Raw genomic sequence first — 12,002 nt, 5'->3', positions numbered from 1 at the left:
TGGTTTATGGCGCAAAGGTGACCCGATAGCCCCAGCAATCGAGATGATCGGGAATGGCGTTGAAGGCGATCGTGATCCGCTGGTCGCCCTGGTTTCGCGGCACCTCGTGATAGAGATAGCTCGGAAACAGCACGAGGTCGCCCGCCTCGACCTCCGGCACCATGTATTTGCCGGCGTTGTACGGACCGACTGCCGCACTCCGCGTATGATGCCGGAAGGAGAAGTCATAGCCGCCGGGCGGCCGCACGAACACTGTATTGCTGGCTGGATGCGACGGCGTCAGATAGAAGATGCCGGAGATGAAGCTGTTGGCATGGGCGTGCAAAGTCTGGTTGCCGCCCGTCTCCAGCATGTTGGTCCACATCTCCTTGACGGTCCATTTCAGCTTCTCGCCGAACAACAGCTCGCCAAAGTCGACCAGCTTCGGAACCGCCAGCTCCGCGATGGTCTGAAACAGGTTGTTGTTACTGGGATCGGCGACTTGCGTGTGGAACAGCTGCCCGGACCGCAGATTGGTCTCGATCTTGGCGCCGCGGATGGCCGCCACGGCAGCGTCCTTCAGCTCCGCACTCAACAGACCGGGCGAGCGCATCAAGGGAATCGGAAAAAGCGGCTCGATCTGATCCATGATTCAAGGCGTCCGGCGGATTGAACTCGGGCGGACAATGTGCGCAGGAGCATGACACCCGAATGACAGCGCAGCCCGGCCGCACATCGATGCCTTGCTCTCAGCGCGGCGGTATTTCGTTCGCCTGCAGCACGTTGAGGCGCTCGCCGGGCTTCAGGCTGTGGCGGCGTTCGCGCAGCTCCACGGTGGCCCGTTCGGCCGCCTCCAGGCAATCGTCGAACTCGCCATTGCCGGCCTCGACCAGCGCCTGATGCAGGTGCCGCTCGGCGAAATAGCGCGACACATCCTCGGCAGGGAACGTCTCGGCCAGCACGCGAGCTTCCGATACGGCCGCGTCGCAGGCCTCTCGCGTCGGCTCTTCCTCTGCCGAGGCTGTTGCGCCGACGGCCATAAAGACGATACCGGCAAGTATTCTCCAAACAATATCGGGACGCTCTCGCAAGACACGCTCTCCAAAGAGAAGCGCCGGACGCAAATCCGGCGCAGGAAGTGAAACCATCTATCCGGCGAGGCACCGGCAACGATGCCCCGCCGGATCCGACGCTCTAGAACTCAGTCTCGGTCGTTGTCGTCCCGGTCGTTCGAGGCCCAGTCACCCCATTGACCCGAATGCCCCCAATGATCCCAGTCGTTATGGTGGTGGTGATCTCCGGCCAACTTACGCGCGAGCTCGGCATTCTTCTCGACCAGAAGCTTCGGCGAGCCGAAGGGCCGGACGAAGATCGGGTTCGCGTAGAACCAGAGATTGGAGTAGGCCTGGACGTCGTAGGTCACCTTCTTGACGCCGTTGACGACGTCGAGATGCGCCGGACAGGCCGCATCCGTGCAGCTGACGTTGGTATTGTTGACGTCGAGCAGCGGGTTGCCGGCGCTGTCCGTGACGTTCGGCGTCGCAACCGGGATGTTGGTGCCGCGTGCACGGATGTAGAACGGCGTCTTGGTCGCGGTGAAGGTCGTCGTGAAGCTCAGCCGGGTGGACCCGTCCTTCAGCTTCTGACTCTTCATCGTGGTGGCATTGATCTGCTTGGCGATCTTGGCCGAAGCATTGTAGACGATCGCCGCACCGGCGGTGCCGCCGGCGTTCGCCACCGCGTAGCCCGGAGCACCCGGCTGGATCACACCGGTGATGTCGCTGGTGATCAGGTCGACGTGATCGAGCGACGGCTGATTCAGCGGCTGGTTGATGCCGACCTGCGCCAACAGCGGGTTGTTGAAGCTGTAGGGGCTGTTGTTCTTGGCCGGGATCGTCAGCTGCATCTCGACGACGATCTTTTCGCCGGGATACACTTGGAGCGTTTCACCCATCGTCTTCCAGTTGAAATCCCACTCGCCCTTGGCGCGGAACTTCAGGTCAGGTCCGATGATGTCGCCATTGACCGAGTAGGAATTGCCCGAGCGCATGCCGTCGATGATCGACTGTGCACGGAAGTTCTCCGTGTTCGGCACGTAGAGCTTGGTGTACTCGCCCGGAATGAAGTCCGACGTCGTCGCAGCGTCGCGCGCACCGAAGGCGCCGCGATTGTGCCAGTCGGAGCTCACATAGACGAACGTGTTGCGGCCTTCGCCGAGCATGCCATCCCAGAGACCGCCGACCTTGGCCGTGTAGACGCCGGCCATGCCGTAGGTGCCGCCGCCGACTGCGCCGGTGCCGTAGGATCCCGAGCCGCCCTTCAGACCGCCTTGCGCCATATGGCCAGGCGATTCGATGCCGAACGCCACCGTCGGGCCCGCATTGTTGAAGTCGCGGAAGTGCTCGATGTTGTAGCCGGCCGAGCTGTTCGGATTGAACGGCCCCTGGCGCTCGGTATGCGTCGGAACCGCATAGGAGGTCAGCGGGTAGTTCGCCTGCAACCACTGAATGCCGGCGATGGCCTTGCCGTGTCCGGCAGTACCGGAATTGTTGACGTTGTCCTTGCCGCTCCAGATCGATTTATTGCTGGCGTCGACAGGGCCGATTGCGTCGGTGTCCGCACGATCATAGCGGTATTCGAACTCGGCCATCTTGTCGGCATTGCCGTAGCCGCGCGGATTCTGGCCCGCGATCACCGCGACGTCGGTGTGCTCATGACCGGGAACGATCCACTCCAGGCCTTCGACCAGCACCTTGTCGTACATCGAGGTGCGGTTGACGATGATCGGATACTCGACCTCCTTGATCGACTGCCAGCGCCACATCGTTTGACCGGTGCCGCTGCCGTTCGGCGTGCCCTTCAGACTGGTGATGGTGATACCGTCGATGGTCTGGCCGAGCGTCTGGCTCCAGGTGGTCGTGGTTTCGCCCGGGATGTTCGCGCTGGTATCGCTGAAGCGACAGTCGCGGTTGCCCGAACCGCCGTGGTTGCCGAGCGTGAACCAGTCGAGGTTGAAGTTGTTGCCGCCCGCGGCGGCCGTGCCGGTGCCGACTGAACGATCGATCGAGTAGCCGGCCGCCACCGAACCGTCGGTGCAGGTATTGTGGTTGTGCATATCGCCGGCAACATAGGGATTGCCCCTGTGCCCTTCATGCTTTTCGCCCCAGCGCTCATCGGCGCTGGCACCCTGCGTCAAGGCCAGCGAGACCGAGGCCGCTGTCAGCAGGATCTTCCTGGAAGATGGAACCATGTAGTCGCCCCTACAGTATTTTCACGAGTGCAAAACGAAAGCGCCCACGCAGACGCGGCGCGCCAATTCTTCGCGGGCCGGACCAAATCAAATCTCCGAGACAGTTTGTTGAAGGTTTTATTAGGAAGACCGCCTTCGTGGAGAAATGCACCGCCGAACGGGCTTGCGAAATTTTTATGACAGCGCCGATTGTCGGGTGACAACAGCGACTTGCCCGTTGCATATACGCGCCGCACTTGCTCCCTCGCGGAATTGTAAGAAGTATGGCCTCGCCAGCGATGTCGAACGCGACACACACTTTTGATATCACCTCTGCCGTTCCCTCCGATCACAGCAGCAGCAAGCAAGATGAGCGAATCGCGCGCAGCACACGCTCGACGTTCTACGCAGCAATGCAGAAACTCGCTCGCGAGCCGCTGCTGCATTTCGCAGTGCTGGGCGGCCTGATCTTCGCGGGGGATAGGGTTCTTCACCCGCCTGCGAAGGACGATAAGGTCATCGTCGTCACCAAGGCGATGCGCCAGTCCTTCATCGACAATTTCGACGAGGACAAGGAGCGCAAGCCCAGCGACGCCGACATTCAGAAGATGGTCGACGCCTGGGTCGCCAGTGAAATCCTTTATCGCGAGGGCAAGGCTCTCGGCGTCGATCGCGGTGACGAGATGATCCGTGATCGCGTCGCGTTCAAGCTGCAACTTCTGATCTTCGACCAGGTCCGCGTGCCGCAGCCGACCGAAGGGCAGTTGCAGGCCTGGTTCGCCGAGAACCACGCCCGCTTCGACGCGCCCGAGCGCGTCGGCTTCTACCTGACGCCCGCGACCGATCAGGCTATTGCGCAACGACAGCTCGAGGACATCCGCGCACAGCGCGAATCCGAAGAGCTGCGCGATCAGACCCGCGCGATCCTCGGCCGCCCGGTCGCCAGCCTTGCCGGCGCGTTCGGCCAGAGCTTCAGCGACGGGCTCCAGAAACTGTCGCTCGGCGAGTGGAGCCTCTTGCAGTCGAAGGACGGCTGGCATGTCGTGCGGCTGGATTCGCGCGAGCCCGGCACGCCGGCGAAACTCGACGATGTCCGCGACGATGCTGCGAAGATGTGGCACACCGAAGAGACGCGCAAGCAGGCGTGGGAGGCGGTGACCCGGCTCAGGGCCAACTACAAAGTGCGGTACGAGCCGTGATCAGCCTTCGGTATCTGCGGATCGCGCTGCTGCTTCTCACGGCCCTGACCGTTCCTCGCGCGCTCTTCGCCCATGAAGCGTCGCTGGGCGTGCTCGAATTCCGCGAAGTCCGGCCCGGCGCCTTCATCGGGCTCTGGACGATGGAGCCGACCGCCGGCGCCGACCATGTCGACCTCAAGGTCCCCTCCCACTGTTTCTTGCGCCTGCCCGAATTGAACTGCGGTGAGAAGGGGCTGGTCGGCCAGATCACGATCGGCAATCTCGGCGCCGACATGTCGGCGGCGCTGATCAAGATCATTCCGCTCAAAGGCGAGCCGCGCAGCTACACGATCTCGACGGCGAACCCGGTGGTCACGGTGCTCGGCACCGACGCGCCGACGCTCGACACCTGGCTCGAGCTGGCCAAGACCTATATCAATTACGGCATCGATCACATCCTGCTCGGCGCCGACCATCTGCTGTTCGTGCTCGGCCTGATCTGGATCGTGAAGGGCGGCTGGCGCCTGGTGAAGACGATCACGGCCTTCACCGTCGGCCACTCTGCCTCGCTCGCCGCCGCTGCCTTTGGCGTGATCGGCGTGCCGGAACGCCCGCTCAACGCCTGCATTGCATTGAGCATCGTCTTTGTCGGCGTCGAGATCATCAAGCAGCAGCGGGGCGAGATCGGCCTGACCGCGCGCTACCCATGGGCGGTCGCCTTCACCTTCGGCCTCGTGCACGGCATCGGCTTTGCGAGCGCGCTCGCCGGCCTCGGGCTCGAGCGCCGCCTGTTGCCACCGGCGCTTCTCTTCTTCAACATCGGCGTCGAGATCGGCCAGCTCGCCTTCGTGCTCCTGGTGCTTGCGCTGATCTGGGCGCACCGCCGGCTGAATGCGGTGCTGCCGAACTGGGGCGAGGCGCTGCCCGCCTATGCCATCGGATCGGTCGCGATGTTCTGGTTCATCGGCCGCCTCCTCATCGTCCTTTCCACATGACCCGCGATCGAATCATGTCACTGCGACATCTCCGCACGCTGCCGCTCGCCGCGGCTGCCGCTCTCCTCACCCAACCCGCGCTGGCGCATGAGCAGGCCGATGTCGGCGGCGGCCTTGCCGCCGGACTGCTGCACCCGCTGACCGGCGCCGATCACCTGATCGCCATGGTCGCAGTCGGCATCTGGGGCGCGCAGCTCGGCGCGCCCGCCATCTGGGTGCTGCCGATCACCTTCCCGCTGGTGATGGCCCTCGGCGGCGTGCTCGGCATCATGCATGTAGCGCTGCCGATGCCCGAGGTCGTGATCGCGCTCTCGGCGCTGGTGCTTGGCGGTGTCGTCGCGCTGCGGCTGAAGCTGCCATTTGCTGCTGCGGCGGCCGTCGTCGCAGTGTTCGCGGTGTTTCACGGGCACGCCCATGGCGCCGAGCTGCCCGGCTCCGCCAACCCGCTTGCCTATGGCATCGGCTTCGTTGTCGCCACCGGCCTGTTGCATCTCTGCGGCATCGTGATCGGCACGTTGACGCGCTGGCCGGCCGGCGAGCGCGTAGTGCAGGGCCTTGGCGCCGTCATCGCGTTGCTCGGCGGCTATTTTCTCGTTCATAGCCTCGGAGCCTTCGCATGAGGCGCGCTCTCAAGCCCGGCCTGATCGCACCCGCCTTGTTGCTCGCGCAGGCGCAGGCGGCGGACGCCCATATCGTCGCGATTCGGCTGGGCGATTTCTATGCCGGCGCGCTGCACCCTCTTACCGACCTGCAGGACGTCTTGCTTTGGCTCGCCATAGGCCTGCTCGCGGGATCGCTAGGTGCACTGCGCGGGCGCTGGCTCGTGCTGGTGTTTCCGATCGGGCTGCTGGCAGGCCTCGCGCTCGGCGAAAGAATCGGAGCGATCGCTGCCAATCCCGCGGTTGACGCCGTTATTGCGGTCGTGCTCGGCCTGCTGCTGGCCGCTGCTGCACGCGTGCCGACCATCCTGCTGTGCGTGATGGCCTTCGCGATGGCCGTGCTGCGCGGTGCGGCCAATGCCAGCGACCTCGCCCCCAAGACGGATCGGCTGCTGTTTGCGTCCGGCCTGGCCTGCGCCGGCTATGCCGCGATCACCCTGATCATGGCGCTGACGCTCGCCTTCCGTGGACCGCTCGCCGACAGTTCGAAAGCCTGGCGCGGTATCGCGCTCCGGGCGCTGGGCGGCTGGATCGCTGCAATCGGACTGATGATGGCGGGCCTCGCCTTCGCCTCGTAAGACCGGTCGCTCCGTCCCGCGCTGAGCGGAGCCTGCAATTGGGAATCCCTGCCCTGTGCGGAGGAGGAACAGCAGAGGGGCACGGCAGATTCTCTTCGGAGCGAGGTGCAGATGCCTATCGTAAGCGCTCTGCGATGAAGAGTTTGGAGCGTTGGGCGATCACGGTGTTGCTGGAGGCCGGCGCCATCCGTGAATGCGAGACGCATGGCTGGATGCAGGATCGCGCCGATCCGCACACCCGTGCGCGCGCACGCATCATGGCCTGCGACGAGATGCCACCGGGAATCTCTAAAGAAGTGGCGATCGCTGCTGTCGAAGACGTACTGGCTTCCATCGGAGACACATGCCCGGACTGCGATAAAGACGTGACATGATCGCGGTTCGGACTCAGAGGACCCGAACGGCAGTCCAATACTACCGAGCCGGCAGCTGTGGCGGCTGCAAGGACCGGCACCGCGGATACTCACATAAGTGATTCCACAACGGAGCCGCTCTCGCCTACGCTCGATACCCGATGGGGAGATCGCACCTTGGCCAAGCCACCGGAGCCGCCACAACGCAAGCCGTGTCCGACCTGCGGCAGGCCGCTCGCCACGCGCGAGCAGAACGACGGAGAGCCGGAGCTGATCTGTCCGACCTGCGACGGTCCCGATCCGCTGTACTCACCGAAGGCGATCGGCTGGACCAAAGGATCGCTGCAGCCGCCAAAGCGGCCGCACTGAGTTCACCGCGAACGCCGCCGCTCGACCTTGCTGCGGCTATTACCGACCTCCTTGACGCCTTCGTCAGAGCGCAACGCACGAATCTCCAAAGCAGTTCCAGCATCATTGCTGCCGGAAGAAGGCGTAATCCATCGGGTTCACCTCGCCCGGCTCCGGTGAGCGCGCCGCGCGGAGCTCTTGTCGCCCGCCGGAATCGCCGTAAGCTGCGCGTCCCAGCGGACCGAGGATATTGGTTCTGATGAGATCGAACGACGCCCGCGAGCGCACCGACGATGCGGCCACGACGCCCCTTGTCCGATCCGACGCGACCATCGTTCGGCGCTATATCGTGGTGATCACCGTCCTGTTCCTCATCCTCGTTCTGCCGCTCTCGGTGGCGCTGATCTGGGTGGCGCATCCATTCCATGCGCTCGCGACACCGGCCCAACTCGCAGCGATCCAGACCCGCAATCCGGATGCCGTTATCCTGCCGGTCGACCTGCGCTACAATGCCGCCTTCAAGCTCGCCCGGGTCGCAGAGCAGCAGCCCGAGATCATGTGTTTCGGCAGCTCGCGCGCCGGGGGCTTCCGCGCCGAGATGTTCCGGCCCGCGCGCTTCTACAACCTGTCGTTCACCGCCTGGACCACCGATCAGCTCCTGGACGTCTTCGACCGGGCAACCCGCGAGTCCCGGCCACGCGTTGCGATCCTGGAGCTCGACTACTTCCTGTTCACCGAGCGATGGGAGCGCTGGTTCGCGACGACGCGGACGATGATCCACGACCGTCCGTTCCGTTATGCAATGGCGAGTCTCGGCACATTCCTCCGCAACGCCGCAGCCAATCGTGTCCCGTTCGAGGCTTATCGCAGCGCTCCGACGAATTTCATCGGCCCCGAAAGCGTCCGCGCCGAGGAGGGATTTCGCAGCGACGGTTCCTATGTCTATTCGGCAGGACATATCGACTCCGCCCATCAGCACTATCGCTCGGCCGATTTCTTCGCGAGCTCGGTCCCGGCCGGCGCCGCAATGTCCGCGCGCCTGCAGACGCCGATCGCGCAGCTTGCCGAAATCGCACGCGAGCGCGGGATCAGGCTCATTGCCGTGCAACTGCCCCTGATCCGTGCCGGGGTCGACCTGCTGGACCACGACGAGTCCTACCATTCGCAAGCCGGCACCTGGCGAGACTTCGAAAGCGAGAAGACCAGGGCGTGGCTCGCTCGCCTGGGCATCCCGCTGTTCGATCTCGCTCACTCGCCGATCGACGACGATCCGGACAATTTCGTCGATGCCATCCATTTGTCCGAGGGTGGCATGCACAAGGCGATGCGTGAATTGTGGGCCGATCCCGGATTTCGCGCCGCGTTCGCTGGAATCGATCTATCTCCCCAGAACTGATGGCCCGGCGGCGCAAGCGACCGGGGCGCCCGTCCTTCCGTCTATGCGCCGAACTCACCCGATATCGAACCTCACGCCCTGTGCGAGCGGCAAGGTGCGGCCGTAGTTCACGGTGTTGGTGGCGCGGCGCATATAGGCCTTCCACGCATCCGAGCCGGATTCGCGGCCGCCGCCGGTCTCCTTCTCGCCGCCGAAGGCGCCACCGATCTCCGCTCCGGACGGGCCGATATTCACATTGGCGATGCCGCAATCGGAGCCGGATGCGGACAGAAACAGCTCGGCCTCGCGCAGATCGTTGGTGAAGATCGAGGAAGACAGGCCCTGTGGCGCCGCGTTGTGCATCTCGATCGCCGCGCCGAGATCGCGATACGGGATCGCATAGAGAATCGGCGCAAAGGTCTCCTGCATCACCGGCTCGGCCTGCGCCGCCATCTCCACCAATGCGGGCCGCACGTAATAGGCCTGTTCGCAGCCGCCAACCATGACGCGCTCGCCGCCGACCACGGCACCGCCGTGGTCTTGCGCGGCAGCAAGCGCCGTCTGCATCGCCTGATAGGCCCTGGCATCGATCAGCGGCCCGACCAGCGTGTCCACCTCCAAGGGATTGCCGATCGTCACCGACGCATAGGCCTGCTTAAGCTGCGGCAAAAGCTGGTCGTAAACGTCCGCATGCACGAACAGCCGGCGCAGCGTCGTGCAGCGCTGTCCGGCTGTGCCCATCGCGGCGAACGCGACCGCGCGCAAGGTCAGGTCGAGGTCGGCGGACGGCGTCACGATCGCGGCATTGTTGCCGCCGAGCTCCAGGATGGCCCGGGCGAAACGGCCAGCCAGGCGCGCGCCGACAACGCGCCCCATCGCCGTGGAGCCCGTGGCGGAGACCAGCGGCACACGGGCATGATCGACCAGCATCTCGCCGACCTTACGGCCACCGAGCAGCACGGCGCTGAGCCCGTCCGGTGCCTGTCCGCCCTCGCGCCGATATCGGACAATCGCCCGCGCCAGCAAGGCGTCGGTCGCAAGCGCCGTGAGAGGCGTCTTCTCCGACGGCTTCCAGACGACACTGTTGCCGCAGACCAGCGCCAGCGCCGCATTCCAAGCCCAGACCGCCACCGGAAAATTGAATGCCGAGATGATGCCGGTCACCCCGAGCGGATGCCAAGTTTCCATCATCCGGTGCTCGGCGCGCTCGGTCGCGATGGTGAGACCATAGAGCTGGCGCGACAGGCCAACGGCGAAGTCGCAGATGTCGATCATCTCCTGGACCTCGCCAAGGCCTTCGGACACGATCTTGCCGGCCTCGATCGAGACCAGCCGGCCGAGTTCAGCCTTGTGGGCACGCAACTCCTCGCCAAACAGGCGCACGAGTTCGCCTCGCTGCGGTGCCGGCACCAGGCGCCAGCGCAGGAAGGCCGCATGCGCCTTCTCGATCCCGAGCCCGACCTCGGCGGCGCTGCTCTCGCGCACATGGCCAAGGATCTCGCCAGTGATCGGTGAATGCGCGGCAAGCGTACCGCTTGTGATGCTGTCGGCTGCGATACCGAGGGCCGTCAGCAGGGCGGCGGCTTCGGATGCAAGGTTCGGATGCATGTCAGGAATGGGGGACATCGCGAGAACTCCTGGTCGCTTCACCTGGCCGTTGAGGCGCGGCGGAAGGCTCTATCGACCAGGTTGATAGATCAGATCGCGCCTTGGCGCGACCACCTTGCACGCGCGGCATCGATCTCGGGCGCGTCCGAGTTCTACATCTAGGCACCCTCCGCGACGAGCGAGGCGCAACCCGGATATCGCCTCGATCTGGCGGGCGCTGCTCGCCAAGGCAGCGACCGATGGCCGACGCGGCGTCTTCCTACCGCTGGCGCCGCGGCCCGAGACTCTGCGGACGCTCGGTCTGACCACCGCACTCCAGGCTCCTGAGTTTTCTGGTCAGACGACTTCAATGCGAAGACGAGCTCGGCCGGATCAGCTCGCAGCTCCGATCGTATCGGCCACGGCGCCGCGCGTGCCGATCGGCTTGGCCGCACCGGTGGTGGTGTCTGACGCTCCAGCTCCGCATCCAGTTCGGCCCCGACCAGGATCACGGTGGCGGAGATCCAGAGCCATGTCATGAAGCCGACCACGGCGCCCAGCGAGCCGTAGGTGGCATTGTAGCTGCCGAAACTCGCCGTGTACCAGGAGAACAGCACCGAGGCCACGAGCCACAGCGCCCCCGCGAGCGAGCTGCCCCAGCTGATCCAGCGCCATTTCGGCCGTTCCCGGTCCGGGCCATAGCGGTAGATCAGCGCCAGTGCCAGCGCGACGCAGACGAAGATCGCGGGCCAGCGTCCGATGCGAAGCAGACTATCAGCGGCGCTCGACTGCCCGACGTAATTCAAGACAATCGGGACCACCACGATCGCACCGAGCGCGATGATCGCGAACAGGATGGCACCCGCCGTGAACAGAAGCGAGATCGCATTCAGCTTGATGAAGCCACGCCGCTCGCGCTCGCCATAAACGACATTGAGAGCGTCGAACAGCGACTTCATCGCCGCGTTGGCGCTCCACAGGGAAATCGCGAGACTCACGACGAACGTAATGCTGAGCGCCTGCGATCCCTTCGATGCGACCCGTGTCAGCTGGTCGCGCGCGATCTCGATCGCCCCGCCCGGCAATATGCCGTTCATCTGCCCCAGATGCGCAGCGATGCTCGCGGGATCGGCAAACAGCCCATAGATCGCGACCAGCGCAGCCAGGCCGGGAAAGATGGCGAGCAGGCTGTAAAACGTCATGCCCGCGGCGAAGGCGAGGACGCGGTGCTCGCTGACGTCCTCGTAGAGCCGGACAAGAACGTCTTTCCATCCGCGCGGCGGGATCTCCGACGGCGAATTGGCCAACCGGCCATGGCCGAGTTCTTGGTTGGATTCTTGGCCGGATCCTTGGCCATATCCCTGGCCGAGCTCCTGTCCCCGGCCGGAGCGTCCGCGATCGGTCTGGCGCTGACCGAGATACTGGACCAGGACCGCAAGACCCAGCAACGCCAGCACGCTGCCGGTACCCGGAAAGCGAATGGGTTGCGCGGCGACTTCACTCGCGCCGGAAGATTTGGACCGTCGGAACATGTGATTGTCCGTGCTTATGCGTGAAGCAACCGGACCCATCCTGGATTGTTCCCGCACGCCACGTAGAGCGGCACACGGATGAACTGAACCAGGCGTAAGCGACACTAAACCGTTGTCGGCACCACCCGCCTGTCATGGCGGAGTCAGTGCCGCCGACCGACCACCGCCAAATGAGATCGGCAAATTGGA

The 12,002-nt window shown here is 64.5% G+C and carries 11 protein-coding genes and 1 pseudogene; 7 read left to right on the top strand and 5 right to left on the bottom strand.

Annotation, left to right across the window (positions count from 1 at the left end; genetic code table 11):
* Positions 1 to 4: 4 nt before the first annotated feature.
* The 3 genes from QX071_RS13005 to QX071_RS12995 form a co-directional block, all read right to left on the bottom strand.
* The gene (locus QX071_RS13005; protein WP_315706905.1) at positions 5 to 628 is read right to left on the bottom strand and encodes a 2OG-Fe(II) oxygenase family protein; all 624 of its coding nucleotides are present in this window, start codon (positions 626 to 628) and stop codon (positions 5 to 7) included.
* 100 nt (positions 629 to 728) lie between these two features.
* The gene (locus QX071_RS13000) at positions 729 to 1,019 is read right to left on the bottom strand and encodes a hypothetical protein (RefSeq protein WP_315706904.1); all 291 of its coding nucleotides are present in this window, start codon (positions 1,017 to 1,019) and stop codon (positions 729 to 731) included.
* A 161-nt stretch (positions 1,020 to 1,180) separates the two neighbouring features.
* Positions 1,181 to 3,229 (bottom strand): hypothetical protein, encoded by a 2,049-nt coding sequence (locus QX071_RS12995; RefSeq protein WP_315706903.1) that lies wholly within the window; start codon positions 3,227 to 3,229, stop codon positions 1,181 to 1,183.
* A 392-nt stretch (positions 3,230 to 3,621) separates the two neighbouring features.
* Between QX071_RS12995 and QX071_RS12990 the strand changes: the two genes are divergently transcribed.
* From QX071_RS12990 to QX071_RS12960, 7 genes are all read left to right on the top strand, one after another.
* Complete coding sequence (locus QX071_RS12990; RefSeq protein ID WP_409977611.1) at positions 3,622 to 4,407, top strand: peptidyl-prolyl cis-trans isomerase; 786 nt, start codon at positions 3,622 to 3,624, stop codon at positions 4,405 to 4,407.
* On the top strand, positions 4,407 to 5,381 hold the full coding sequence (locus tag QX071_RS12985) for a HupE/UreJ family protein (RefSeq protein WP_409977612.1): 975 nt from the start codon (positions 4,407 to 4,409) through the stop codon (positions 5,379 to 5,381). The genes QX071_RS12990 and QX071_RS12985 overlap by 1 nt, the downstream gene beginning before the upstream one ends.
* A gap of 14 nt (positions 5,382 to 5,395) precedes the next feature.
* Positions 5,396 to 6,001, top strand: a complete 606-nt coding sequence (locus tag QX071_RS12980) for a HupE/UreJ family protein (RefSeq protein ID WP_315706900.1) — start codon at positions 5,396 to 5,398, stop codon at positions 5,999 to 6,001.
* On the top strand, positions 5,998 to 6,618 hold the full coding sequence (locus QX071_RS12975; protein ID WP_315706899.1) for a HupE/UreJ family protein: 621 nt from the start codon (positions 5,998 to 6,000) through the stop codon (positions 6,616 to 6,618). The genes QX071_RS12980 and QX071_RS12975 overlap by 4 nt, the downstream gene beginning before the upstream one ends.
* Before the next feature lie 134 nt (positions 6,619 to 6,752).
* Positions 6,753 to 6,992 carry a hypothetical protein gene (locus QX071_RS12970; protein WP_315706898.1) on the top strand — a complete coding sequence of 80 codons (240 nt, stop codon included), beginning with the start codon at positions 6,753 to 6,755 and terminating at the stop codon, positions 6,990 to 6,992.
* 156 nt (positions 6,993 to 7,148) lie between these two features.
* Positions 7,149 to 7,340 carry a hypothetical protein gene (locus tag QX071_RS12965; RefSeq protein ID WP_315706897.1) on the top strand — a complete coding sequence of 64 codons (192 nt, stop codon included), beginning with the start codon at positions 7,149 to 7,151 and terminating at the stop codon, positions 7,338 to 7,340.
* A gap of 238 nt (positions 7,341 to 7,578) precedes the next feature.
* A complete protein-coding gene (locus QX071_RS12960; protein ID WP_315706896.1) occupies positions 7,579 to 8,715 on the top strand; it encodes a hydrolase in 1,137 nt (378 codons plus the stop codon).
* A 54-nt stretch (positions 8,716 to 8,769) separates the two neighbouring features.
* On the opposite strand, the gene QX071_RS12955 is transcribed toward QX071_RS12960, so the two are convergent.
* Both QX071_RS12955 and QX071_RS12950 read right to left on the bottom strand, forming a co-directional pair.
* Positions 8,770 to 10,320 carry an aldehyde dehydrogenase family protein gene (locus QX071_RS12955; RefSeq protein ID WP_315706895.1) on the bottom strand — a complete coding sequence of 517 codons (1,551 nt, stop codon included), beginning with the start codon at positions 10,318 to 10,320 and terminating at the stop codon, positions 8,770 to 8,772.
* A 354-nt stretch (positions 10,321 to 10,674) separates the two neighbouring features.
* Positions 10,675 to 11,813, bottom strand: a pseudogene (locus QX071_RS12950) (YihY/virulence factor BrkB family protein).
* Between the last annotated feature and the right edge of the window lie 189 nt (positions 11,814 to 12,002).

This window comes from Bradyrhizobium sp. SZCCHNS1022 (assembly GCF_032484835.1).
In the GTDB taxonomy this organism is placed as follows: Bacteria; Pseudomonadota; Alphaproteobacteria; order Rhizobiales; family Xanthobacteraceae; genus Bradyrhizobium.
Note: the sequence above shows the minus strand (reverse complement) of the source record. Positions and strands in the feature narration are given on the sequence as shown.

Excerpts from the sequence above, each read along its gene's own strand:
- QX071_RS13005 (WP_315706905.1), bottom strand. The coding sequence starts at position 628 with ATGGATCAGATCGAGCCGCTTTTTCCGATTCCCTTGATGCGCTCGCCC.
- QX071_RS13000 (WP_315706904.1), bottom strand. The coding sequence starts at position 1,019 with ATGGCCGTCGGCGCAACAGCCTCGGCAGAGGAAGAGCCGACGCGAGAG.
- QX071_RS12995 (WP_315706903.1), bottom strand. The coding sequence starts at position 3,229 with ATGGTTCCATCTTCCAGGAAGATCCTGCTGACAGCGGCCTCGGTCTCG.
- QX071_RS12990 (WP_409977611.1), top strand. The coding sequence starts at position 3,622 with ATGCAGAAACTCGCTCGCGAGCCGCTGCTGCATTTCGCAGTGCTGGGC.
- QX071_RS12980 (WP_315706900.1), top strand. The coding sequence starts at position 5,396 with ATGTCACTGCGACATCTCCGCACGCTGCCGCTCGCCGCGGCTGCCGCT.
- QX071_RS12975 (WP_315706899.1), top strand. The coding sequence starts at position 5,998 with ATGAGGCGCGCTCTCAAGCCCGGCCTGATCGCACCCGCCTTGTTGCTC.
- QX071_RS12970 (WP_315706898.1), top strand. The coding sequence starts at position 6,753 with ATGAAGAGTTTGGAGCGTTGGGCGATCACGGTGTTGCTGGAGGCCGGC.
- QX071_RS12960 (WP_315706896.1), top strand. The coding sequence starts at position 7,579 with ATGAGATCGAACGACGCCCGCGAGCGCACCGACGATGCGGCCACGACG.
- QX071_RS12955 (WP_315706895.1), bottom strand. The coding sequence starts at position 10,320 with ATGTCCCCCATTCCTGACATGCATCCGAACCTTGCATCCGAAGCCGCC.